We start from the raw sequence: 25773 nt of genomic DNA on the forward strand, positions 1-25773 counted from the left end.
ATGCAGAATATTAATGATTTTTATAATGAACTGACAAATTTAAACATTAGTATAAATCTGTTTGATGATAACCTTGAAGTTTTTTATGAGCAAGATACCGAAAATATTAATGAATATCTGATATTGATAAAAGAGAACAAAGCTCAGTTAGTAGATTTTCTTACTAAAAGGAAAAAAAATCTAAATGAGATACCGTTATCCCCTGCACAAAGAAATATTCTCTTTAAATGTTTACAAGGCGGGTCTTCCAGCTATAATATGAGCCAGATTTTTAAAGTGGATAAATCTTTTTCTGATATTGAAAAGATCAAAGAGAACTTCAATTATATAACAAATAAACATGAGGCTTTAAAAATGAAGCTTTCAAATAAAAACGGGAAGTACTTTTTTATTGTAGACAACAATTCTAGTCAGGTTGATATTTTTGATAATGTAGAACATTCACTAGTGACAGATTATGTCTATTCAACATTTGATTTAGAAAAGAATTTGGTGAAATTAGGAATATTTAAAAATGAAAATGAAATTTTTCTTTGCTTGGTTCTTCACCATATTATTGGAGACGATAAAAGCTTAAGTATTATTCAAAAAGATTTTCTTGATTTTATTAATGGGGTTTCAGTAGATCATAATTTGGTTGAGCATTTTACAGACTACTTAACATATCTTCAAAATGAAAGAGAAACAATTAATAGGTCTAAAGGTTTTTGGGTAGAAAAAATGTCAAATATTAAAAGAAATCAAAGTAATTCATTTAATATACTACATAAAAGTGAAACACCAATTTCTAAAAATGGATATTTTTCGTTCAAATTAAATAATAAAATTCAACGAAATTTATTTCCAAGGCTTATAGCATCATTATCGTTCACAATTAAAAATCTTTTTAACAAACATTACGTCATCTTTACCGTCCCTTTTTCAACGAGGGATATTCTATCTCACCATCAACAGGTAGGATATTATATTAATCAATTGCCCTTAGGGATAGATTCCGATAGTCATAGAATAGAAGAATTAATAATGAATGTGAGAAATGAAATCTTTGAATATAATGATCATAAATTATATCCTTTTTCATCTATCATGTCTGGTATAGGTATATCCCACGAACTATTTAATATATCAGTTGTTTTGTTAAACGAAATATCTGAAAATATTGCCGATAATAGGTTTGAAGCAGTCAAAAGTGAGGTGATTCAAAATGTCAGCCTTAAAAATGATATAGCCTTTGAGTTTTTGTATGATGAAAATGAAACAACTCTTACCCTTCATGTTGAGTATAATGATAATTTCATTGAGACTAATAATATGGAGAAACTTATTAATAAAGCATATGAATATTTATTAGAAACAGAATAATACGGCAAGCTTTTAATATAAATCCTTCGAAAAATAAAGAAATATAGATATAATGACAGCTCATACTAATAATAACATTGTTAATCTTTTTAAAGAACAAGTAGATAATAACCCGGAAAGAATAGCGATTATATATGATAATAAAAAAATATCATATAAAGAACTGGATAATCTCAGCTCTTTATTTGCGGCTTTTCTATTCACTAAATATGATATAAGACAAAAGGACAATATTATTTTAAACCTTCCTAAGACTGATTATTTTATTCTTAGTATTTTGAGTGTTTTAAAATTGAATGCTGTATACGTTCCTGTCGATTCTGAATCACCACAGGAAAGACTTGATTTATTAAAAGATATCTGTAATTCAAAATTAATTATTACAGAGACATTGATGCATGAGTTTTTGAATGAAAAAAATGATTTCGGACATGATACTGATGCTATTACATCAGTTGAAAAACAGGAATATGAAAGCATCATATGTATCTTATTTACTTCAGGAACTACTGGAATACCTAAAGGGGTAAAAATTAAACAGTCCAGTGTTATAAATTTAGTTTATCCTTGTGAATATTTTCCGCTATCAAACGAAACCATAATGCTAAGTACAGGAAATGTAAGTTTCGATGCAACATTATTTGAATTTTTCGGAACAATTCTAAATGGAGGAACTTTAGTAATTTGTAGTAAAAGTACAATTCTTGATACTAAGAAATTAAAAGAAGTCATATATACTCATGCAGTCAATAGCACATGGATTACTTCCTCATTATTTAGCAGATTACTTGATAACGATATTTCATTATTTGATACAATAGACTATGTTATTACTGGAGGGTCAGTAGTTTCACCCACTCATATAGATAAGTTGTATAAGAATAATACTCAAATAACGGTTTATAATGGATACGGCCCTACAGAATCTACTACTTTTGCTTGTGTATACAAGATTGAACGAAGATATTACAACAATATCCCCATCGGGAAACCTATCAAAGGGGTAAATGTTTTCATACTTGATAATGATTTACTTCCTGTTAAAAATACACCAGGAGATATTTATATTTCCGGAGCGGGTATTTCCCAGGGGTATATAAAGGAGATTGATGAAGCAGGTCGTTTTATACAAGATCCTTATAATGTAGAAATGAAAATGTATAACACTGGAGATATGGCTCAATGGATGCCAGACGGAAATATAGAGTACATTGGCAGAAAGGATGATCAAATAAAAATCAATGGAAATAGAGTAGAACTCAATGAAATTACCCAATATTTAAAAACGTTAGCCACTATAGAAAACGCAGAAACAATCTTTATTAATGATAAAATCGTTTCATATTTTACAGGTGCAAAGGAGGTAAATGACACCATTATAAGAAATTTTCTTATAAGCAAATTACCGGGCTATATGATTCCACATTTTTTCTATTTCATTAAAGAAATTCCTTTGACCCAAAATGGAAAATCTGATTATAATTTTCTTAAGAGCTATCACCTTAATATCATAGATAAACCAGCCAAAGAAGAAATCTATTCGAATGAATTTCATGTAAATGATGAAATTTTGAATATTTGGAGTGAGGTTTTAGAGGTATCTCCTGAATCTATTGATGTCTCTAAGAATTTTTTTGAAAATGGAGGAGATTCATTAGCCTTGTTAAACCTTATTGGAAGGTTGAATAATATTGGTCATTCTGTTACCTATGATCAATTTATGGATCATCCATATATCCAAATTATTGGCGAAAAAGAGCTTCCGGAGACTCCGGATTTACATAATGAAATTTTGAATATTTGGGGCGAGGTTTTAGAGGTGTCTCCTGAATCTATCGATGTCTCTAAGAATTTTTTTGAAAATGGAGGAGATTCATTAGCCTTGTTAAACCTTATTGGGAGATTGAATAATATTGGTCATTCTGTTACCTATGATCAGTTTATGGATCATCCTTTTGTAGATAATTACAAAGGAAGTTCTGAAGAGATGAATCAAGAAGTTTCTGGAATATATGATAAAAGCTTTTTACTTGCGCCTATTCAAAAATGGTTTTTTAATAATGCTCCTGAAAATGTAAACTTTTTAATGTACAGCTCATTTATATTAGAGGAAAATTATCAGGTTGATAAAGTATTAAATGCTTTAAGAAAAATCGTGACTAAACATTCTTCTTTTAGACTTAGATTTTCTAAGAAAATATATTGGACTCAACATTATGAAAAAAGCTCAGCTGCTGATGATTTATATATATTCAAACAATATCTTGATGATAATGTAAATTATTCCGAACAATTTTGTCTGAAAGAAGCAGATCGTATGATTGATGTTTCCGATGGTCCCATTTTATACTGTTCTATATTTGCTTCAGAAGGAAAAAGTATTATATTTTTTGCATGTCCACACTTGGTTATAGATGCTGTGTCATGGAATGTGTTTATCAATGATTTTACCCACTATTATCATTTTTCTGATGCTCCGCTGAGAAATATCCAATCATATAAAGACTGGCTTGATAATGTAAATTCATATGTTCTTAATCATATCGACAACAATGAAATAGAATATTGGATAGAGCAGGTGAATGATCAAAATGAATATGCTTTTGAGCCGACTGAAAATAGAAAGGCTACTATTACCATCCCTTTAGTACAAAAGAGTAAAAATCTTGAAGATATTATTGTAGCAGGTATTATTTCTTCTATTGGAAAACTATTGAATTTTTCAAGTATTGTTATCGAAAAAGAAGGACATGGTAGAAAAACATTGAATGATTTTAATTGTGATACGATTATTGGATGGTTTACTACCAAATTTCCTGTAAAATATCAAATTTCCAATAGCCTCCATCAAACCCTGAAGAATGTTTTTAGTACAAATGATAATGTTCCTTATAGTGGATTCTTTTTTGATAAATACAAAAATGTACTATCTGATGAGGTAAAACAATTATTAAATTTTGATCCTAAAATTACATTTAATTTTTTAGGATCAATTTCCAAATCAGGAAAAAATAGTTTTCCATTGCTTGATGACCGGGTTTCTTTAGGATCCTATATCAATCAGAAACATATTGATGAAGTTTGGGAGAAATTGGGAGTCCTTTTGGATATCACGTGTGGCTATACTAAAAATGAAGCTTTCATCAATATCAACTCAATGAAAAAACTAGGCTTGAGTTATGAAAATTGGATTCTATTTAAAGACGAAGTTCAAACAAATATCCAAACGTTATTGACTGAAGAAAATCAAAATGATAATGAACAGAATATTTTAATCTCTCCCTTTCAGGAAGGCTTAATTGCGCATGCCATGTTTAGTTCTGATCATTCCAATGATTATATTGTACAATATGAATTTAAAATTGATGATATCGATACAAAAAGGGTGAGTGAAAGCTGTAGGAAACTTATTGATAAGTTTGACATCTTAAAAACAGCATACTATTATGATATTGAACAAGGGAAATTTGCTTGTAAACTATTATCTGGTGAAGATGCTTTTGTATTCAATACTTATAATAATGTTGAGGACATAAGAAGTACCCTGAATGAAATTAAGAAACTAAAACTTTCTGATAATACATCCTTGATTAAGTTTTCTATTATTGAATTAGAAGGGAAATCAAAAATTTTCGCAATTACAGCTCATCATCTTATTATGGATGGGCAATCAATGATGAACTTAATAAAAGAACTGTTCGATTATTATGTAAATAATAATGGTATTCCTAATACACCTACTTCTTACAATGAGTATGTTAAACATGTTTTAAAACAAGATAAAACAAAAGCTACCAAGTATTGGAAGGAATTATTGTCAGGTTTAACAGTACATAATGAGGCTCAGCCTGCACCATATGAAAATACATCATATAAAGAAGAAGTTTCTCTTTTCGAGATAAGTGGAGAGATTCAGAATATAATTAAACAGAATAAAACTACCCTTTCTTCAACCACGAATTTTATTACAGGATTTGTACTGTCTGAGCTATTAAATCAATCGAAATTTACATGGGGAAATATCGTGAACTATCGCAGTCCCGAGATTGAAAATGTAGATGGTATTATAGGACCGTGTATCAATACAATTCCTGTATTTTTTGACTTTAAGAAACAGTATGAAAATATTTTTGAAAGCATAAGGGCTTTACAAAAACAGATCTTAGAATCAAGGAATTTCTCTTATGTTTCATTAAATGAAATAACATCGTTACATAATCAAACAAAACTATTTGATGTATTATTTACTTTCCAAAATTACAAGAAAGGGGAAATAGGAGAAGCAAATTTAAAGATTGAGATGATAAATGAAGATGTTATAACCTCTCATTTTCCGATTACCGTCACAGTCAGCCAACTTGAAGAAGAAAAGTTTATTATAAGAATGAAGTATAATAATTCTTTTTATAATAAATTTTTTATCAATAATTGTATTGATAATATTATTCAATGTTTGAGTACTCTAGAACTCAATATTACCACACAAAACTCGATCATTACAGGAGAAACGTATAGTGTTGATTATTACCATGATTCATTGGTGCATCGTTTTGTTGAGGAGTCAAAAAAATCCTCTGATAAAATTGCGATCAGATATGATGATGAATCTTTTACCTATAAGGATCTGAATGAAGAAAGTAATGCTATTTTCTGTAAAATCCAGGAACAATCTGTTACGGGTGCTGTTTTTATTTTTATAAAAAATCCGAGAATTATTCCATCAGTAATTTTAGGAATATTAAAATCCAGGATGTACTTTGTAAATATCGATGAATCATTCTCTGCAAATAATATAGATAGAATATATAATCAGTTAGTGCCAGAATTGCTGATAACAGATGATATAAATAATGAAAGGCTTATTTCCATACGAGACAAAGTAAAGATAATGCAGGTGAATAATGATATTCTACGTGTTTCTTGTGATATTAATGAAAGCGGGTATTCGCAAAATGACTTAGTAACGATAAATTATACTTCCGGATCTACAGGAGAACCTAAGCTTGTTAAAATTAACAATAGAAATCATTTAAACAGATTAGACTGGCTTATAAAAAATTATCCTGCTACACAGGAAGATCATCACTATATTTTAAAATCTTCTTTTTCTTTTGCACCTTCTTTAAGAGAATTTTTTGAACCCTTAATCCAAGGAGCCGTTCTACATATCTTAAAACCACAGATTTTGAATAACGTAGACGAGTTCTGTGAATTCATTCAGTTAAACAAAATCTCCAGATTATTTCTTACTCCTTCATATGTATCCCTTCTTATAGAAAATAATAAATTGAAATTTCTTACATGCGTGCAGGTGTTGGAATTAAGTGGTGAGCCATATTTTATTGATTTGGTAAATATTTTGAAAAAAGAGATTCCTCATATTAAAATTTTAAATAGGTACGGATGTACAGAAGCAGCTTCTGTAGTATATTATGATTTTGACGAAGTGCTGCAGGAAAAGAAGAATGAAGTTCCTGCAGGGCATCCAATATACAATACAGAGGTCATGATCTATGATAATGATAAGATACTTCCAATAGGGACACCAGGATTTATTTATATTAAATCAGAGAGTTTGTCATCCGGATATGTGGAAGAAAAATTTAATGAAAATAAATTTATATCAATTGACGGTAAATTATTTCTTAATACTGAAGATATAGGGTACATAGGTGACGACAAGAATTTATATTATATCAGTAGAAATTCAAGGATGGTAAAAATAAGAGGATATAGAGTCGAATTGGATGAGATTGAAAGATCTGTAGCAATGCATGCCAATATTGCTCAATCTTATGCTATGGTAGAAAAAAATGATTTTGGAAATTCTGTAAGTCTTTTTTACTCCACACTAAATAAGCTGCCTATTGAAGCGAATGAATTGTATAATTTTTTATTGCAAAAGTTACCACAATATAGCGTTCCTTCAAAATATACTTATTTAGATAAGATTCCATTAACAAGAAATAATAAGGTAGATGCAATGCAAATCAGTCTGATTTCAAAAAACAAAAATAAAAATTTGAAGGCTGACGATATAGTCTTTAATACTGAATTTGAAGAACAATTATCACAACTGATAAAAGAAACATTAAAGAGCAAGGAGGAGATAGACCCAAATCAGGATTTCATGTCTTTAGGAATGGATTCTATATTGGCCATGCATTTTCTCCATAAGCTATATTCTGTTCTGAATATAAAAGCAGATCCAATATTACTTTATAAAAATAATACGATCAGAAGTTTTACAAATGCTTTAGATAGAAAAGACTTAATAACAGAATATACCGTTTTAAATCCAGGGATGGAGACCTTATTTGTCGTAGTTACTCCCGCAGGAGATGGAAGGATTGATTTTGATTATTTAGAAAACTTGGCAAAAGATTTTAGTATTATGATTTTTCATCCCATTAGACTGGAAAAAGAAGGAAATACAATTGAATATATAGCAGAATCGTATAAAAAAAATATTCATTTGTTTCTGAATGAAAATCCGGATTATAAAAGATGTATCATTGCAGGATGGTCGTTAGGAGCGACAGTTGCTTATGAAATGTCCCGATTGATGAACTTTGATGATATATTATTAATTGATCCAGGGTTCTACAATAAAGAATATGATGCAGGTATTTCAAGAAATGTTCTTTTGGAACACGCGGAAAAACTTGATAAATCTAGTGTTTTTACGAATAAATATGTGAACACGATGTATTTGGCAAATCAGTTAATAGTCAACTATAAACCCGTCAAAGTCAATCAAAAAATTGTACTGATAAAACCAGAAATAGTCAATGATTTCGAAAGAAATTATAATTATGAATATAATCAGTTAGATCTTATTGGAAATAAGGACGTAGAAGTGGTTAAAATTGCAGGAAATCATATGACAATGTTATCCGATTTAAGTCATTTATTGGAAATTTTTAACCAATATATTACAATGAATGAAAAAGCATAAGATTCTTTTATTAGATAAAATTGCGGAAAAGGGACTTGACCAGTTTAAAGAATTTTCAATAGTTGATGATGGATGCATACTGCAACATGATGAAATTAAACTGAAAATAGCTCAATATGATGGTATTATATTCAAAAGCGGAAATCGAATTAATAATGAAATTTTAAATAACGGAATAAACTTAAAATTTCTTGCCAGAGCTGGATCAGGTGTAGATAATATAGATTTAAATACTTTAGATAAATTAGGGATAAGATTATTTACTTCAGCTGAAGGAAATGCCCGTTGTGTTGCAGAATATGTTTTAGGAACCATGATTCTTATGTCTCACAGGCTTTTTGAATCTCATTTAGGTGCTAAAATGAATAATTTTCAGAGGCATATTTGGCAAGGAAGAAATATTAATGATTTGAATGTAGGAATTATTGGATATGGAGGTATTGGCCAGGAAGTTACCAGATTGATTAGTCCTTTATGTAAAAGTGTTCTGGTTTTTACAAACAAGCCTGTCTCCTCAACAGAGGCTAATCATAATGTCCGATTTTATCATGATATTAAACAGGTCGTGTCCCACTCTAATGTCATTACTATTCACACCTCTTTAAATCCTACAACAGAATATTTATTTAATGAATCTCTATTTAATTTGATGCCTAAGGGGAGTATTTTAATTAATACAGCAAGAGGTAAGATTATTGACGATAGAGCATTACTTCAGGCATTTAATAACGGAACAATAGTGGGAGCCGTATTAGACAGTCTTTATCCGGATCCACATTATAATATTGATCCGGTTCTAAATACCTACAATCATTTTTTAATTCATCATCCTAATGTATTCTATACGCCACATATTGCAGCTGGTACACGTGATGCACTAGAAAAAGTATCTATTGACTTAGCTCATAAAATAAAATATTTTTTAAATGAAACATAAAATTTTAACTGAAAAAGCTCCACAGCCTTCAGGAAACTATTCACAGGCAATCCAAGTTGAGAATCTTGTATTTATAAGTGGTCAGCTACCCATAAAAGATAATATACTTCTTTTAGATGACCATCATAATGCATGTAGACAATGTTTGGAAAATATTTCAAACATTTGTATTGCAGCTGGCGGAACAATAAATGATATTGTTAAACTGAATGTATACTATACCGATGTGAATTATTCAATTGCATTAGATGAGGTTATAACAGAGTTTTTTGAGGCTCCTTTTCCTGCAAGAATTAGGTTGGGAGTCACTGTAATTTCAAAAGGAGCCAAAATTGAAATAGATGCAATAATGTGTAAGAAAAAATGATAATAAAAGAAATTCATAATTTATCAATACTTGATTCTCCCTCGATTATACTGATCAGGGAGATTATGGAAGAAAATATAAATTTGGCGTTGAACATGGTACCTTTAGAAAGGTTTAGACCCCATGTAAAAACAAATAAAATACTTGAAATTTGCGAAATACTTAAAAGCAAAGGGGTTAATAAATTTAAGGCATCTACCATTTCTGAATTGGAAATGTTAGGAATTGCGGGGGCACCTGATGTCTTATTGGCCCATCAACCGACATTTGTTAAGATGGAGAGGTTTCTAAAAATGATTCATAGCTATCCCGGTACAAAGTTTTCCTGCATTTTTGATAATTATGAGAATCTGAATTATTTTAATGAATTGCTGAAATCTTTTAAGATAACACAGGATATTTATATAGATATAAACGTTGGAATGAATAGGACAGGGGTAAGCCCTAGCCATCTCATTACCTTGTTTGAAGAAGCACTGAAATTAGACAATATAAATATTATAGGATTTCATATTTATGATGGGCATATCAGGGAAACGGATATCGATGAGCGAAATAGAATAGTAAATGAAGCCTTCCAACAGGCATATTCAAAAATTGAAACGTTAGAAAAAAAATATAATAAAAAATTCATTATTATAGCTGGAGGATCCCCTTCTTTTTCAGTACATGCCCAAAACCCGAGAGTTGAATGTTCTCCAGGAACATTTATTTTTTGGGATTGGAAATATTCAAAAATACTCCCTGATTTGAATTTTAAATGTGCAGTTTACGTAATTTCACGAGTAATTTCTATCATAAACTCAAAAAAAATATGCTTAGATGTTGGGCATAAGGCAATAGCATCAGAAAATCCATTTCCAAGAATAATATTCTTGGACTTTCCAGAGGCCAAAAGTATATCGCAAAGTGAAGAACATCTTGTGCTGGAAATTGAAGATACCTCAAATGTAAAGGTAGGTGATATATTCATTGGAATTCCTGATCATATTTGTCCTACTATTGCATTACATGAATATTTACATGTTGTAGAAAAGGGGGAGTATTTGTATGACTGGAAAGTAATGGCAAAAAATAGAAAGATTAATATATGAAACTCATAACATTTCATTTTGCAGGTGGTAATCAATATTCTTTCAGTAAAATTTTTAAAGGACATACCAACAACCATATTCCTTTTGCCTTACAAAGGGATACAGACGATTTGGATTTGAATGAAGCAATACATAATTTTCTACTAGATATCAATGAAAAAATTTTTAAAAATAGCCCTTATGTCATATATGGACACAGCATGGGAGCTTTAATAGGATATTTAATTTGTCAAAAACTCCAAGAAGATGACTTACCAATGCCTCAAAAATTAATTATAAGTGGTAAAAAAGCTGCCAGTATTCCAAGAGAAAAAAAATTAGCTCATTTATCCGATAATGAATTTTGGAATGAAATTCTAACACTAGGAGGTATTCCGGATGAAATGCAAAACTATCCAGAACTGATAGAGTATTACCTACCAATTTTACGACATGACTTCAAATTAGTTGAAAATTATCAATATGAAAAGAAGTCGAAACTCAATATTCCAATAGATGTTTTTTATGGTTCCGAAGAATCCACAGAAGAAGAAATGTTAGGTTGGCAAAATGAGACAACTGAAAAAGTAACCATTACAAAATTAGAAGGCAATCACTTTTTTATTTTCAATCATGTGGAGTATTTTAGAAACTATTTCGATAACCTAATTCATCAAAAATAAATGTTAAAAATTTCAATAAAGAATATACTTTTCTTATTACTATTTGCGCTTCCTAATACGATATTAAGTTTTGGGATTTTGTTTATTATTAATAACGTAATATCTGGTAATAAGAACTATGGAGAGTCCTACATGGTCTGGAGTTTTCTGATTATTGTCATTTTCACTTACTTGTTGAATATCATTTTTCAAAAGAGACTTAATCAATACTCCTATAATATTTTGTATGAAAATGAAAAAAGTATTTTCAAAAGGATACTGAAAACAAATTTAATTATATTAGAAAAGTATGGAACTCAGAGATTCTATACAGCAATAGAAGATTTAAGGATATTTTCTTCTTTACCTGAAGTAATAACCCATACAATAAATTCATTATTAATGTTATTGCTTTGTTTGGTGTATATGTTCAGTCTGTCCATATATGCCGGATTAACAGTTTTAGGATTAATCGCCATTATCGCTGTCATTTATTTTGTCGTAATGAATACAATGAATAGCAGAATTACTGTGTTAAGAAAATTCAATGAACATTACTATAAATATGTTAATGATGTAATAAAAGGTTTCAAAAATCTTAAAGTTAATTCAACATTATCCCAAAATTTGTTGTCTAAAAATTTGTTTCCAAATCGTGATCAGGCAAAAGAGTTAGATTATAATGTTAATTATATTTTTCTATCCATCAATCTTATCAGTCAATATGGGTTATATCTGATAATAGGAGCTATACTGTTTGTATTACCAAAGTTTAATTTATTGCCAAAAGAGGATATAGTTTCCTATGTAGTCATTCTTTTGTTTATTACCGGACCAATAAGTAACTTAATCAATATGCAGAATATCTATACAAGTTTTTCGGTTGCTAATAAAAGAATTAATAATTTTTTGAAAGACTTCAGTGAAGAAAAAGAGGAAGACAACAATCAAAATCTAACAAACGTCAATTTTCAATCTTTACATTTTAAAAATATATCTTTCCAATATGAGAATACTTCTGGAGAGCAATCTTTTGCTTTAGATAAAGTAAACTTTAATGCTCAAAAAGGAGAAGTTATTTTTATTGTAGGAGGAAACGGAAGTGGTAAAAGTACATTCATTAATATATTAACAGGCTTATATGATCATAAAGAAGGAGAAATTAACCTAAACAATGAAAAGTTAAATTCAAAAAAGACCTTACAAAATCTAATATCTCCAGTATTTACAGATAATTACGTGTTTTCCTATAATTATGATAATTATCAATTAGAGAATAATTCTCAATATCAGTCTTTGTTGGAGATGATGGAAATGCATGAAATAATTGGAGATAGCAAAGAAGAATCTGCAAGACGTAATTTTTCAAAAGGTCAAAGCAAGAGAATGTCTTTGATATTTGCATTATTGGAAGAAAAACCTATTCTAGTTTTAGATGAATGGGCAGCAGATCAGGATCCGTATTTTAGAAAATATTTTTATGAAACTCTTATTCCTAAATTTAAGAAAGAAGGTAAAACCATTATAGCTGTAACGCATGACGATGCCTATTTCAAACAGGCGAACAGAATTATCAAATTTGATTACGGTCAAATTGTGAGCGATGTAAAGATAAACTCTGATTTCCAATTATCAATGCTGTAATTTTTTCAAACTAAACAATGAAACTCACACTTCCACAACAGGATATTTATTTTGAACAGCTTTTATTTCCTGATGAACCTATTTACAATATAGGTGCTAAAATTTCTATAGAAGGTTCTTTAAATAAAGATATATTTGAACAAGCGTATGTTGCTTTAATCCAACAACACGATGCTTATCGGTGTTTTTTTAAAGGAGATTTGAACAATGCAGAAATGCTGTTCACTACTGAAATCCGACCTCTTGAATATATAGACTTTTCCAATAAAGAAAATAAAGATGTTTCAGTATTGGAATTCATGCAAAAAGAATTTAAAAAGCCTTTTGATATTGAAAATGACAAATTCTTATACCGATTTGTTCTCATTAAAGTAGATGAAAAATTTCATTACCTGTTTTCTGTTTACCATCATATGATTACTGATGGATGGGGAACTTCTTTAATGTTTACTCGTTTGGTGAAAAACTATAATGAGATTATAGAAAACGGGATAGTTGTTACGGAATATCCATATTCTTATGAAAATTTTATTTCTGAAGATGAAAATTATTTTAATTCTGAGAATTTTAATAATGATAAACAATATTGGACAGAAAAATTTAAAACATTACCTGAAAATTTATTCCAAAAACTGGATTCGTCAAAAACGAAGAATACTGGTTCCAGAAAAGAATTTATCATTAAAAGAGCCAAATACAATGAGTTGGCAAAACTGGCTTTAGAAACAAAATCTAGTACATTCCATATAATATTGGCTATACTATATGCTTATTTTGGAAAAAAATCACAAAATGAATTGGTTTCAATCGGATTACCTGTTCTAAATCGATCCGGAGCTAAATTTAAAAAGACTGTAGGTTTGTTTATGGGGGTTAATCCATTATTAATTTCTATTGATGAAGAAAATACATTTGTGGAATTAGTTGAAAAGATTAAAAACCAGCTTAAACAAGACTATCGTCACCAACGATTTCCTTTAGGACAATTGGTAAACTCTTTGGGTGTTTTTAATCAGAAAGAAAGAATATTCAATATTACATTATCTTACGAAAAACAAGATTATTCATCTCATTTTAAAGATACCATTACTAAGGTAGTACCGCTTAGTCATGAGTCGGAAAGAGTAGCATTGGCACTGTACATAAGAGAATTTAACGAAACGGAGGATGTAAAAATAGACTTTGATTATAACCTAAATTACTTTACACAAGAAAGTATCAATAAGGTTACGGAATACTTCCAAACACTTAAGGAAGAAATTTTGAACAGCCCTAATCGAAAAGTCAAAGATTTAAATTACCTCACGTCATCTGAGCGCTACCAGCTACTTCATGAGTTCAATGATACTAAGGTAGATTATCCGAGCGATAAGACAATAGTTCAGCTTTTTGAGGAACAAGTAGGGAGGACGCCGGAGAATGTGGCAGTACAGGATTCAAAAATAAAATTAACATACAGAGAGTTAAAAGAAAAGTCAGACAGAGTAGCAAGATATTTAATTTCCAATTTAGGAGAGAATAATGAGCCTGTTGGAGTCTTGGTTGATCGTTCGGCAGAGCTTATCGTCTTACTCTTAGGTATTCTTAAATCAGGAAAATGCTATATTCCGATTGACCCGATGCTTCCAAAAGAAAGAATTGAGTATATTATCGATCATAGTCAGGCTTCTGTCATCGTTACCGAAGAAGGCTATTTACAGGAATTTAATTCAATAAAAACAGGAGATAATAATAACAAAAGCACAGCCAATTTTATTGACAAAGACACATTACTTCAGTTTGAAAACACTCAAAAAGTAGATATATACAACATACCTAAACCAAGCGATACTGCTTACATTATCTATACCTCCGGTTCTACCGGAAATCCCAAAGGAGTAGAAATAGGACATCAGGCACTAATCAACTTTTTAACCAGTATCCGAAGCAAACCGAAAGTTCAACCCCAGGATATCCTATATTCTGTAACCACCTATTCTTTTGATATTTCCATTTTAGAATATTTCATTCCTTTAATATCAGGAGCAAGCGTATTTATTGCGAGTAAAGAGACATTGAACAATGCAGAGCAATTAAAGGCAGGATTAGAAAACATCAACCCAACGATTATTCAGGCAACCCCGAGTTTTTATCAAATGCTCTTCAATGCAGGATGGAATGGAAATAAAGATATGAAAATATTATGCGGAGGAGACAGTTTAAATGAATCATTAGCAGAAAAACTCTTAAACCACTCCAAAGAAGTTTGGAATATGTATGGACCCACCGAAACCACCATTTGGTCGAGTACAAAGAAAATAGAGAAGCCTTCGGATGCTTCCAATATTGGAAAACCTATTAACAATACCCAAATCTATATAGTAGATCAACACCATAACCTTTTACCGCAAAATACAGTAGGACGAATTTTCATTGCGGGAGATGGATTGGCAAAAGGATACTACAAAAATGAAACCCTTACTCAAGAAAAAATCATTGACAATCCATTTTCAACAACAGATAAAAATAATCTGAAAATGTATGAAACAGGAGACTTGGGAAAATGGAACGAAGAAGGAGAGATAGAGTTTTTAGGGAGGAATGATTTTCAGGTTAAGGTGAGAGGTTTTAGGATAGAATTAGGAGAAATAGAGACCAAACTACAGGAATATCTAAACATTCAACAAGCGGTTGCTGATGCTAAGGAAGTGAACGGAGAAAAAGTACTGGTTGCATACTATACGAAAGACAATGAAAGTAATATAGATAAGACTGGGTTAAGAGAATATTTACAGAGCAAATTGCCTGAGTATATGGTTCCGGGGTTCTTTGTGGAGTTGGAAGCCATCCCGTTAACTCCCAACGGCAAGATAGACCGTAAGGCATTGCCAAGTGTAAGTGGAGAAGATTTGATCAGGAGAGAATATGTAGCACCGAGGAATGAAACCGAACAGAAACTGGTAGAAATATGGCAACAAATTCTCGGGATAGAAAAAGTAGGTATTACCGACAACTTTTTTGAACTTGGTGGACATAGTCTGATGGCTGGAAAAATTATGAATACTATTTCCAAAGAATTGAACAAAGAAGTATCATTAAAGCATATTTTTCAGAATCAAACCATTGAAAGTTTGGTAAAAGTTTTTAATGATGATTCGAAAGAAAAAACGATTATTCTTAAAGCAGGAGAAAAAGAGTATTATGCATTGACTCCTGATCAAATGAATATCTGGTTGGCAGGGCAAAAAGAAGAATTTTCCAATGCTTATAATATGTATTCTGTTTTTGAAATTGTAGGAGATTTTGATAAGTATTTACTCGAAAAATCTATTAATGGAATCATTCAGGAAAATGAAGTAGTAAGAACCAACTTTATTGAAAAAAAAGGAGGCGTATTTCAATTCATCAAAAAAGAATTCAGTTTTGAGATAGATTCTATAGAAACAACAGAAACTGACTTTATCTCTATAATTGAAAATTATGTTTCCCAAAGTTTTAATTTAGAAACGGATTTACTTCTTAAAACAGCTATCATAAACTGTAATGAGAAAAAATATTTGGTTTTCCTTACACATCATATTATTGTTGATGGAATGTCTTTAGAGATTATTTTGAACAGACTTATTAAAATTTATGTTGATGGTGAATCGGAAAAGCCTATTAATAGTATTCAATTCAAAGATTATTCAGAATGGTTTACTCAAAATAATCAATCAAAGGAGAATATTCATAAATTTCAATCGTATGTCAATGTAAAAACAAAAGTTTTAGGAGGCATTCAAGCGAATGGAACAATTAAAAATGAAAGTTTTCAACTCTCACAAAAAGAATATGCTCAGCTTAAAGAAATTTCAAGTTATAATAAAGTAACTACTTTTTCTGCCACTCTTACCTTATTGAGTATCGTACTTAATAAAATATACCAACAAAGTTCCATTTGTTTAGGAACCGTTTTTAGTGGAAGAAACATTGTGCAACTGGAAGATGAAATAGGAATGTTTATTAAAACGCTGCCATTAAATTTACATATAAATGAAAAAGCTAACTTTGGATCTTTAGCTAAAATAAATCAGGATTTATTAATTTCATTAGAAGAGAAAATGAATTTGCCTTTTACAGGCAATCTAAACGGATTAACCGATTTTTTAGTTATCTATCAACATTCTGACACACAATCAAAAAGTGAGGTTGACTTTGGGACATTTAAGCTTAAGAAACAAAAAGTATACTCTACCCAATCCAGATTTCCCATGGTTTTCAATTTCTTTGAATCAGAAGGATTAAAATGTGAAGTAGAATACAATAAAAGTATTGACCATAAAATAGCAGAGTTCATTTGGGACAAGATATTGGTACTGATTGATTGGGTTTTTGAAAATCCAAATCAGGCTATTATAGAAACCGAATTATTAACCGCTCAAGAACAGCAACTCAAGAGCTCCGTAGATATTGACTTTGATTTTTAATGATAGTTTTATATACATTTATAGACGAGCAAAAACACCAATATTTATTGCATAAGTATTCCAAAATTTGTAATGAAGAATTCAATGCGAAAATTTTAAAGTATAGAAGATGGCAAGATGCTCAACTTTCTTTACTCGGAAGAATACTTTTAAAATATGGTCTCAATCAATATTTCAATATATATGATTTTGAAATTGATCACATATCAAATCATAAACCCTTTATAAAAAATCAGGAGGTACATTTTAATATATCTCACGCAAGAAATATTGTAGTTTGTGGAATTAGTAAATCTATTATAGGAGTTGATATAGAATACGTAGACTCTAAAATAAATTACAATGATTTTAAATCTCAAGTGACTCCAAATGAATTTAATAAAATACATCTTTCGGAAGATAAAGTCAGGCGTTTTTTCACTTATTGGACAGAAAAGGAAGCCGTTATCAAAGCTCATGGCAAAGGATTGTTAATTCCATTACAATCATTTGAAATTTTTCAAGGTCAAACTTTAATTGACGAGGAAAAATTTTATTTAAAAAAAGTTTTTATCCATCAAGAATATAAATGTTGTATAGCTTCCAACACAGACATACGATATCAAAATATACAATTAGAACAACTTAATTTGAACCTATTATAGAATGAGAATGTTTCGTTTTTTTACACTTGTATTAATGTGTTTTTGCATTGTTTTAAATGCTCAAACTAAATTGGAAAAAGTAAAGTCTTACTTTCCAGACTCAAAAGAATTAAGAAAAGATAATATAGATTGGTATCGTTTTTCAGTACCTGAAAATTGGGAAAAAGTAAATGAAAAGAAAATTTCTTTGGCTGTTGCCGTTTTAAAATCAAAAATGACATCAAAACAAGAGCCTGTCGTTTTCATTCAGGGAGGTCCAGGTGGAAATACCATTGCTGAAACAATGTTTTGGGTGGATCATCCTTTGAGAAAAAATCATGACATTATATTAGTAGATTTAAGAGGAACAGGATTTTCGGAGCCTAAACTATGCCCTGATTTGGGGAAAAAATTCTTCGAAATTCTATCTAAAAATCAATCTGAAGAACAGGATGTTAAAGATAAAGTTAAGGTTTCGCTAGAATGCAGACAAGATATGATAAATCAGGGAATCGATTTAAATTCATACAACAGTATATCGGTCGCAAATGATTTGCATGCTTTGAAAAATGTACTGAAAATTCAAAAATGGAATATGTATGGCGTTTCCTATGGAACATATATCAGCCAGAATTATGCTAAAATTTTTCCAAATGATGTACAATCCCTAATATTAGATTCTTCTATCCCCAATATTTCAGAGTATCACACCAATAACACTCAAAACTATATGCTGAGTTTAAGCAAACTTTTTAAAAGTTGTAAAGAAGATACAAAGTGTAATAAAGAATATCCTAACCTGGAAGAAGTTTATTACAATACTATTTCAGAACTAGAAAAGAAACCCATTACTGTAGAAGTAGACCAATCAATCATTCAATCCGGAAAGTTTACTTACAATGCAGAAGATTATAAAATTGCCATACAACAGTCATTGTACGACAAGAAACTAGTTGAAGTATTACCTCTCTTGATTTATCAATTTAAAGAAAAAAATACTGCTACTTTGGCAGGATTAGTCCAGGCTTTTTCGGGAGCGTTATCACTAAATTATGGGAATTACTTTTGTTTTACCTGTAATGAAGTTATTCCGTATAATAATTTACAGAAATATGATTCAATCTCATCAAAATATAAAAAACTGAATGGAGGTTTATCTTTTTATCGATCAGATTTTAGTGTTTGTAGTCAATGGAATAATAATCAAGATATACTAAAATTAAGAAATATATCATTAAAAAATGACAATCCGTTCAAAGTATTAATCCTTTCTGGAGGATTTGATCCGATTACACCAACTTATTTTGCAAACGAAACGTCTCTGAATTTCAATAATAATGGTCTGATTGTAAACGGATATACTTATGGACATGGTTTAGGGTATACAAAATCGGGAGCTAGCATAATTAGAAATTTTGTTGAAAGTAAACCCATAACAGATTCTTTGAAACAATACTTTAATCAGAAAGATGTAGCTTTTAAAACAGGGATTACTTTAAATAAAGGGGTTGTTAAAATGACAGGAGATATGAGTTCAAAACAATGGTATTATTTTATTCCTTTGATTATCTCTTTATTAGTTGTTTTTGTAGTGTTTATAAGTACTTTATTTACAATTATTTCTAAAAAGGGAAAAATAATTGTGAATGTTTTTCTATTATTTTTAACATCTTTACTACTAATAGCATTTACAATTTCTTTAGGATTAGGAATTAATAGTACACTTAAGGATAATTTTTATTTATTAGCCTTTGGATTACCTTCAAAATGGAATTTAGCTTTTCAATTATATAGAGTATCACTACTCCTTTCTATTATTACTTTTGTTATTTCGTTAATCAAAGTGTTCAAAAGCAATATTCCCTTATATATTATGGTATTTTTGGCGATTGGAATTATACACTTTTATTTCCTTGATTGGTTTGGGTGGTAAAAAATAAAAATACCTCTGTTTTTAATGTAGATTTTGCAAGGTCTATAGATATAGAGGTTTATAGTGTTGAAAAAGAGATTGTATTGATAACCAATATAGCATTTGATACTTATCTTTCAGTAGGTGTAATGATTATGTTACAGATTGGCTTTATTATGAAATGAAGTGAAATATTGGAACAATTTCTTCTATTGTAGTATTGGGGGCTAGTGCAAAATAGACAGAGCTTACCACTATAAGAATTGTTTCGTAATGGGAATGAGCAGAATACAAAGGGGGCTTGAGCCTTAATAGTAAAGAATCTATTAACCTACAATGGGAAAACAGTCCAGATAAAATGGATTAACTAACTACATAAATAATAAAGTACTATTTTCAAAATCTATTACAAATTAGAGTTTTCTGCCAGCTTTTATTGATGAAAATAGTTTTATTAATTTTTATTCTATATTCTAATTTAGTTCTTCTATCAAATAATTGTTTCTGATGATTATATGAAAATTCCTGATACTTTAAGCTGGAGGAATAGTTAGAGATATAAATAAGGATTCAATTGTTTATAATCATTTAATCAAGCTAAGTAATTATCCATAATTAGTTTGCATTAAATTGCGAGAAACGAATATTTAGATGTTTTCCTACATTTGCTATACATCTGTTTACGGAGTAGAATAAAGCATCTTTTTCAAGATAATCTTTATGATATAGCCATTCTGTTTTCAATTTTCGCCATAATGTTTCTGCAATATCAGATGGGGAGAATAGGGCGGCAGATAGAAGATAAATAAGCCTCTTTGCTTCCAATTTTCTATATTCTGTTTTAATAGTTTTGACCGATGAACAGACGCATTATCTAAAGCAACTATGGATGGGTCTCCCAACGACACACGTTGGAGCGGTTAATTATTCCAAAAATATTTGTTTTGTAACCTTTTTCTAAATAAATAGCTACTTCTTCATCGGGAAATTGCAATCCATAAGGAACATGGCTTTCGCTGCTTACATGGCTCTCATCTCCATAAAACAAATCAATCAACCCCATACTTTCCAGCATTTCCAGTTCGCAGAAAATGTCTTTTTATGGATATAAATTACACGCAGTATGTTCCATAAAGGGAGTTTTTCAAAGTATAGACCTTAGTGCAGCTTCTGTACATGATATTCATTATTTGAAAGATATACAACATCAAATGTCTGATTGTATTTTGATTGGAGACAAGGTATATTTATCTGAAAGTGTACAACTTAATTTATTTGAAACTGCCAATATTAGGCTTGATAATCCCAAAAGGAAGAATCAAAAACACTATAAACCTCAATTTTATGTATTCAAAAAGAAACGAAAAAGAATTGAAACGTTATTCTCCCAACTATGCGATCAATTTATGATCAGAAGAAATTATACAAAAACATTTTCCGGTTTTAAAAATACTATCAAAAATCACTTCTTTAATGGTTATACAATACATTAATAAAGTCATTTTTGATAGAAATATTAATACTTAAAGTTAGCATTATTTAAAATGCACAACGGGTTAATAAATAGTAACCTTTTTAAGAATTCTTATTGGTCTGTGGGCTCCCATAATTCGATTTTATTCCCTTCGATATCTAAAATATGGATAAACTTTCCATAATCATAGGTTTCCATAGAATCGAGTATAGTTACATTTTCTTTTTTTAATTCTTCAACTAAAGCTTCTAAATTTTCTACCCTATAATTAATCATAAAGTCTTTCGTAGAAGGTTCAAAATAGGGAGTATCTTTAGGGAAAGGTGTCCATTGCGTAAGGCCGCTTGTTGAATGATCATTATTGTCTTGCCATTTAAAACTCGTTCCATAGGGAGTAGTGTCAAACCCAAGGTGTTTTTTATACCATTCGTTTACTGCGTTAGGGTCTTTGCATTTAAAGAAAATTCCTCCTATACCTGTTACTTTTTTCATTGTATATTTTTTCTATTTATTATTGTAAATCTTTATTGATATAGAATAAAATGAGTGATCATTTTACCCATCTATTATTTTCTTTTTCTCGATTAAATTAAGTTTTTAAATAATAAGAAAGAGATAATTTTATTGTTTTTTATAGTAAGTTATCAAATATACATAATTAATCTATCGACTTAAAATGCATTTTATGAAGTGTAGCAAAATAGAAGTATTGAGTTTCAAGGGATTTTATATAATTTAATTGGAAAATCTTCATATTATATTAATTTAAAGCCAAAATAGGCTTGTATATGATGCTTTTGTTGAAATTGATAGAGATAATAATACATATAAGGGAATATTTTTTTTCTAATTTGATCATTTTATTTTTTATTTGATTGTAAATATATCCCGTTCGGAGTTTAATTTTTCCCATTGGATCATTTTCTATTCACTATTAGCTTTAATAGATATATTTTTACATCACAAAATTTATACAAATAAATTAATAACAAAATATATCAGCTGAAGTATAAGCAGATTATATTAACAACTATAAAAAAATAGTTTTGTAATTTATGGAGTAAAATGACACTAAAATAATTTTATCGATAAGAAAAACACAAATGATTACAGTCTGATAAAATTATCTCTTATAATGCGTAGCAAATCTTGTTACGCATTATTTTTTTATCCCAAGATTAATCATCCAAACATTCTAAACACATCTTAATGTAGTTTTTTTTATATTAAGATGTGTTTGTTGTCGTTTTAATTCTATAAAAAGTAGATTGTATGTTTATTTTTTGTAGATATAAATTTACATTGTTTTATTTGGTCAAACTTACTCATAGTTTTAGATTTGTATATAAATTAAAAATATAAGACAGATTTAAAACTGCAATGTTTGTAGAATTTGCTATATTTATTACTATGACTTGGAAATGATGAGAGCCAGGTCATTAAGTGTATATAACTATGCCGAAATATTGAAGAATATATTCCTTAAAAACACAACTAAATACTAATTTTATGATAACGATGGAAAAATCTTACGAATACCTTAGCGGTAAAACCAAGGTGCAGGTTGTCGATGAATTGGGCAGGAAATCCGAATTTTCGTCATCTGTATGGGTATATGTCCTAAAAATAGATATATTCAATAAAAAAACAATTCTCTATATTTATTTCGATGGTGAGGTGGTCACCCATACTAAATTAATTAAGGTATCAGAAATATGATGATCTCTTAAATATTATTCTAATGAATTTCATTCTTAATTAAATTTTAATTATTAAATTTTCAAAACAAAATCTATTTTTCCAAAAATATCATTCAGACGGACTATATGAAAAAAACGTATTTTTTAATTTCATTTTTCATTGTTGCAGCTTTAGCAGTTACCCATTATCTTGCCTTTATATTTATTTATAATTCTTTCCGCTATGATTTACTAGAAGAAGATTTAAGAGTTGCTGAGTATCAGTCCAGATTAATTTCGGAAATGGTTTCCAGAGAACTGGAAAGTGGCAGTACTCAAGAGGAAGCGAAGGCTGAATTGCAAATATCATTGGAGCGCTCCTCTACCGGACCTGTATTTATTTGTATGTTTAATAAAGAAGGAAAAGAGATTTGTCATCCCAATAAAAATTTAGTAGGCATTACGATTGCAGATGATGATTCAACTATAAAAAATTTTTCCAATTTAGATTTAGAGCGAAATTTTAAATCAATTTTGAATACTTATACTGCATATGGAGGAATACATACCATTAAAGATGAAAATAAAACAGAGGTGATTTATTTAAGTCCTGTAAGGAATACGGATTGGATTATAGCTTCACATGTCAATTTAATATCTTTAGAGAAGACACTAAATGCATTTAAAACCAAATTGTTACTTCTTTTTATATTTACATGGGTCTGTAGTATTGTACTCATTTTGTTCTTAATTAATTTTTTATACCAAAGATATTTTAGTAAAATAACAAAAGAAAATTTGAAGATTCGTGATGAAATTTTAGAGAAACAATCTTTTGAAGTAACTAATGAAGTGGTAAAAGAGGAAGAAGAGCCTATTGTAAAAAGATTTTTAGCCGAAAAAGGATTAAAACTAATTCCAGTAGAAATTGAAAGTATTGCATTTATATATTTGGACAATAAAATAGTATATGTTGTTGATATCAATGGAATGAAATCTACTTTAAATATGAGTTTAGAAGAAATATTTCAAACTTTACCTAAAGATCAATTTTTCAGAGTTTCAAGACAAGTTATTTTGGCATTAAAGTCTATTCAAAATATTGAAAAATATGGTTTAACGCAGCTTAAGGCTATTACTAATCCTGTTTCAGAGGTGCCAATAATTATCAGTAAAGCAAAGGTAAGTGAATTTAAATCTTGGATAGGTAAAAAATAAAAGCACCTTGCGTTACTTTGCAAGAAACATAGAGTCCTATGAGAAAAAAAGTTAGTATTTAGTTGATATAGATTTTATTACATATTTTTGATTATCCATTGGAGAAATAATTATTTTAGGTTAGAAAAAAGACTATCTAAAAAATTTAGATAGTCTTAAAAAAAATTTAATAAAATAGTTGTTTTATGATTTGGTTATAATGGGGCAATAGGTGTTCCTGTATTGAATATTGGCCATACGCCTGGATTGGGTACGCTAACTCCCTTATTGTCTCCACGATTTCCGTCTCCTCCAAAATAATATACTGGCCAACCTCTGTAAGTTAATTGTGTTCTTCCGAATACGGTAATGATTCCAAAGTCTGCAGGATTCATAATACTTGGAAACTTCATTTTGTTTAATCCAACAATTGGCCAAACACCATTGTTTGAGAAATCAGAAGCAGTAAAGTTATTGGTGTCTTTTTTATCCGATGCGAAAGCATATAGGGTTCTTCCGTTTGCATCTGTTAAATACATTGTTTTTCCGCTCCCTTCAGTATATACTTGCGCATTAGCTGAAGTAGTGTAGTTTTTTCCATTTTCACCCACTAACTGCCCTGAAGCATACATAACTGTATAATCTGGTTTAGCAACATACCAAACATCACCTACCTTGTCACCAGCTGTATCTCCTATGTTAGTATCATTGGCAAAATAATATAATGGCCAACCTTTATATGTGGTTTGCTTTTTTCCATCTGCACGGGTAATAGTAGCAAAATCAGATTGATTTAAAGAAGGGTCTATCATGTTTACATTGTCTGTATAAAAGATAGGCCAGATATTCAAACATCCATTATTACATTCAGATACACCTTTGTAATCATCTGAAAAGAAATATAACGTCTTACCAGCCTGATCAGTTAATATTTTACCAAATGTAGCATTTTCCATCACTTTTATCGTTCGTGATTCTGGTGTTACTACCGGAGGAGTAACCGGAGGGGTTTTCATATCGTCATTACTATTATTACAATTGTACATTAGTAATCCCGCCATCAATAATAAGCTTATTTTACTTACTTTGGTCAATAAATTTTTTTTCATGTTTTTGATTTTAAAATTATTTTTCGGATGTAAAATTAGGGGTCTATGCTATTTCCCAAATGCATAAATACCTCCAATGGGATGTTTTTTATGCTGAATGGGATTAAATTTTGATTATAATTTATTCCAAAATATTTATTGATAGTATTGTTGTAATTATAGTGTGTTTTTTTTGAATATTTAATACATTATATATTACTTTAATGTAGAATAATGATTACTTTTATTGAGACATAATGCTTTTAAAGAGTGTGTTTATTTTTATTTGAATAAATGAAAACTAAATGAGCTTTTTATTGTTTTATAATCTAGAAAGAAAAGATATTTTACG

At 29.6% G+C, this 25773-nt stretch carries 15 protein-coding genes and 2 pseudogenes; 13 read left to right on the top strand and 4 right to left on the bottom strand.

What is annotated here, in order from left to right; genetic code table 11:
• The 11 genes from CHRY9293_RS11980 to CHRY9293_RS12030 are packed head-to-tail and all read left to right on the top strand — an operon-like array spanning window position 1 to window position 20168.
• Window positions 1-1362: a condensation domain-containing protein gene (locus CHRY9293_RS11980; RefSeq protein ID WP_162033195.1), complete on the top strand. Its 1362-nt coding sequence runs from the start codon at window positions 1-3 to the stop codon at window positions 1360-1362.
• A gap of 52 nt (window positions 1363-1414) precedes the next feature.
• Entirely contained in the window at window positions 1415-8320 is a 6906-nt protein-coding gene (locus CHRY9293_RS11985; RefSeq protein ID WP_162033196.1) for a non-ribosomal peptide synthetase, read from the top strand.
• A complete protein-coding gene (locus tag CHRY9293_RS11990) occupies window positions 8307-9257 on the top strand; it encodes an NAD(P)-dependent oxidoreductase (protein WP_162033197.1) in 951 nt (316 codons plus the stop codon). The genes CHRY9293_RS11985 and CHRY9293_RS11990 overlap by 14 nt, the downstream gene beginning before the upstream one ends.
• The gene (locus tag CHRY9293_RS11995; RefSeq protein WP_162033198.1) at window positions 9247-9624 is read left to right on the top strand and encodes a RidA family protein; all 378 of its coding nucleotides are present in this window, start codon (window positions 9247-9249) and stop codon (window positions 9622-9624) included. Before CHRY9293_RS11990 ends, CHRY9293_RS11995 begins: the two co-directional genes overlap by 11 nt.
• A complete protein-coding gene (locus CHRY9293_RS12000) occupies window positions 9621-10718 on the top strand; it encodes an alanine racemase (protein WP_162033199.1) in 1098 nt (365 codons plus the stop codon). Before CHRY9293_RS11995 ends, CHRY9293_RS12000 begins: the two co-directional genes overlap by 4 nt.
• Window positions 10715-11380, top strand: coding sequence for a thioesterase II family protein (locus tag CHRY9293_RS12005; protein WP_162033200.1), 666 nt, complete (start codon window positions 10715-10717; stop codon window positions 11378-11380). Before CHRY9293_RS12000 ends, CHRY9293_RS12005 begins: the two co-directional genes overlap by 4 nt.
• Complete coding sequence (locus CHRY9293_RS12010) at window positions 11381-13003, top strand: ATP-binding cassette domain-containing protein (RefSeq protein WP_162033201.1); 1623 nt, start codon at window positions 11381-11383, stop codon at window positions 13001-13003.
• Window positions 13004-13020: 17 nt separating this feature from the next.
• Entirely contained in the window at window positions 13021-17448 is a 4428-nt protein-coding gene (locus tag CHRY9293_RS12015; RefSeq protein WP_162033202.1) for a non-ribosomal peptide synthetase, read from the top strand.
• On the top strand, window positions 17448-18092 hold the full coding sequence (locus CHRY9293_RS12020; protein ID WP_162033203.1) for a 4'-phosphopantetheinyl transferase family protein: 645 nt from the start codon (window positions 17448-17450) through the stop codon (window positions 18090-18092). Before CHRY9293_RS12015 ends, CHRY9293_RS12020 begins: the two co-directional genes overlap by 1 nt.
• 34 nt (window positions 18093-18126) lie before the next feature.
• A complete protein-coding gene (locus tag CHRY9293_RS12025) occupies window positions 18127-20004 on the top strand; it encodes an alpha/beta fold hydrolase (protein ID WP_162033204.1) in 1878 nt (625 codons plus the stop codon).
• Window positions 19998-20168 (top strand): hypothetical protein, encoded by a 171-nt coding sequence (locus tag CHRY9293_RS12030; protein ID WP_162033205.1) that lies wholly within the window; start codon window positions 19998-20000, stop codon window positions 20166-20168. The genes CHRY9293_RS12025 and CHRY9293_RS12030 overlap by 7 nt, the downstream gene beginning before the upstream one ends.
• A gap of 430 nt (window positions 20169-20598) precedes the next feature.
• On the opposite strand, the gene CHRY9293_RS18730 is transcribed toward CHRY9293_RS12030, so the two are convergent.
• Together CHRY9293_RS18730 and CHRY9293_RS18955 are read right to left on the bottom strand one after the other, a co-directional pair.
• Window positions 20599-20808, bottom strand: coding sequence for a hypothetical protein (locus tag CHRY9293_RS18730; protein ID WP_228455526.1), 210 nt, complete (start codon window positions 20806-20808; stop codon window positions 20599-20601).
• Between the two features lie 2 nt (window positions 20809-20810).
• Window positions 20811-20891, bottom strand: a pseudogene (locus tag CHRY9293_RS18955) (hypothetical protein); the annotation flags it as partial.
• A 171-nt stretch (window positions 20892-21062) separates the two neighbouring features.
• On the opposite strand from CHRY9293_RS18955, the pseudogene CHRY9293_RS12040 reads away from it, so the two are divergent.
• A pseudogene (locus CHRY9293_RS12040) lies at window positions 21063-21526 on the top strand (IS982 family transposase); the annotation flags it as partial.
• Between the two features lie 42 nt (window positions 21527-21568).
• Here the strand turns inward: CHRY9293_RS12040 and CHRY9293_RS12045 are convergent.
• Window positions 21569-21949 carry a VOC family protein gene (locus CHRY9293_RS12045; RefSeq protein WP_162033207.1) on the bottom strand — a complete coding sequence of 127 codons (381 nt, stop codon included), beginning with the start codon at window positions 21947-21949 and terminating at the stop codon, window positions 21569-21571.
• Window positions 21950-23283: 1334 nt separating this feature from the next.
• On the opposite strand from CHRY9293_RS12045, the gene CHRY9293_RS12050 reads away from it, so the two are divergent.
• Entirely contained in the window at window positions 23284-24354 is a 1071-nt protein-coding gene (locus CHRY9293_RS12050; protein WP_162033208.1) for a LytTR family transcriptional regulator, read from the top strand.
• A gap of 194 nt (window positions 24355-24548) precedes the next feature.
• Here the strand turns inward: CHRY9293_RS12050 and CHRY9293_RS12055 are convergent, their stop codons facing one another.
• Entirely contained in the window at window positions 24549-25442 is an 894-nt protein-coding gene (locus CHRY9293_RS12055) for a hypothetical protein (RefSeq protein WP_162033209.1), read from the bottom strand.
• Window positions 25443-25773 lie beyond the last annotated feature (331 nt).

Source organism: Chryseobacterium potabilaquae, assembly GCF_902728265.1.
In the GTDB taxonomy this organism is placed as follows: Bacteria; Bacteroidota; Bacteroidia; order Flavobacteriales; family Weeksellaceae; genus Chryseobacterium; species Chryseobacterium potabilaquae.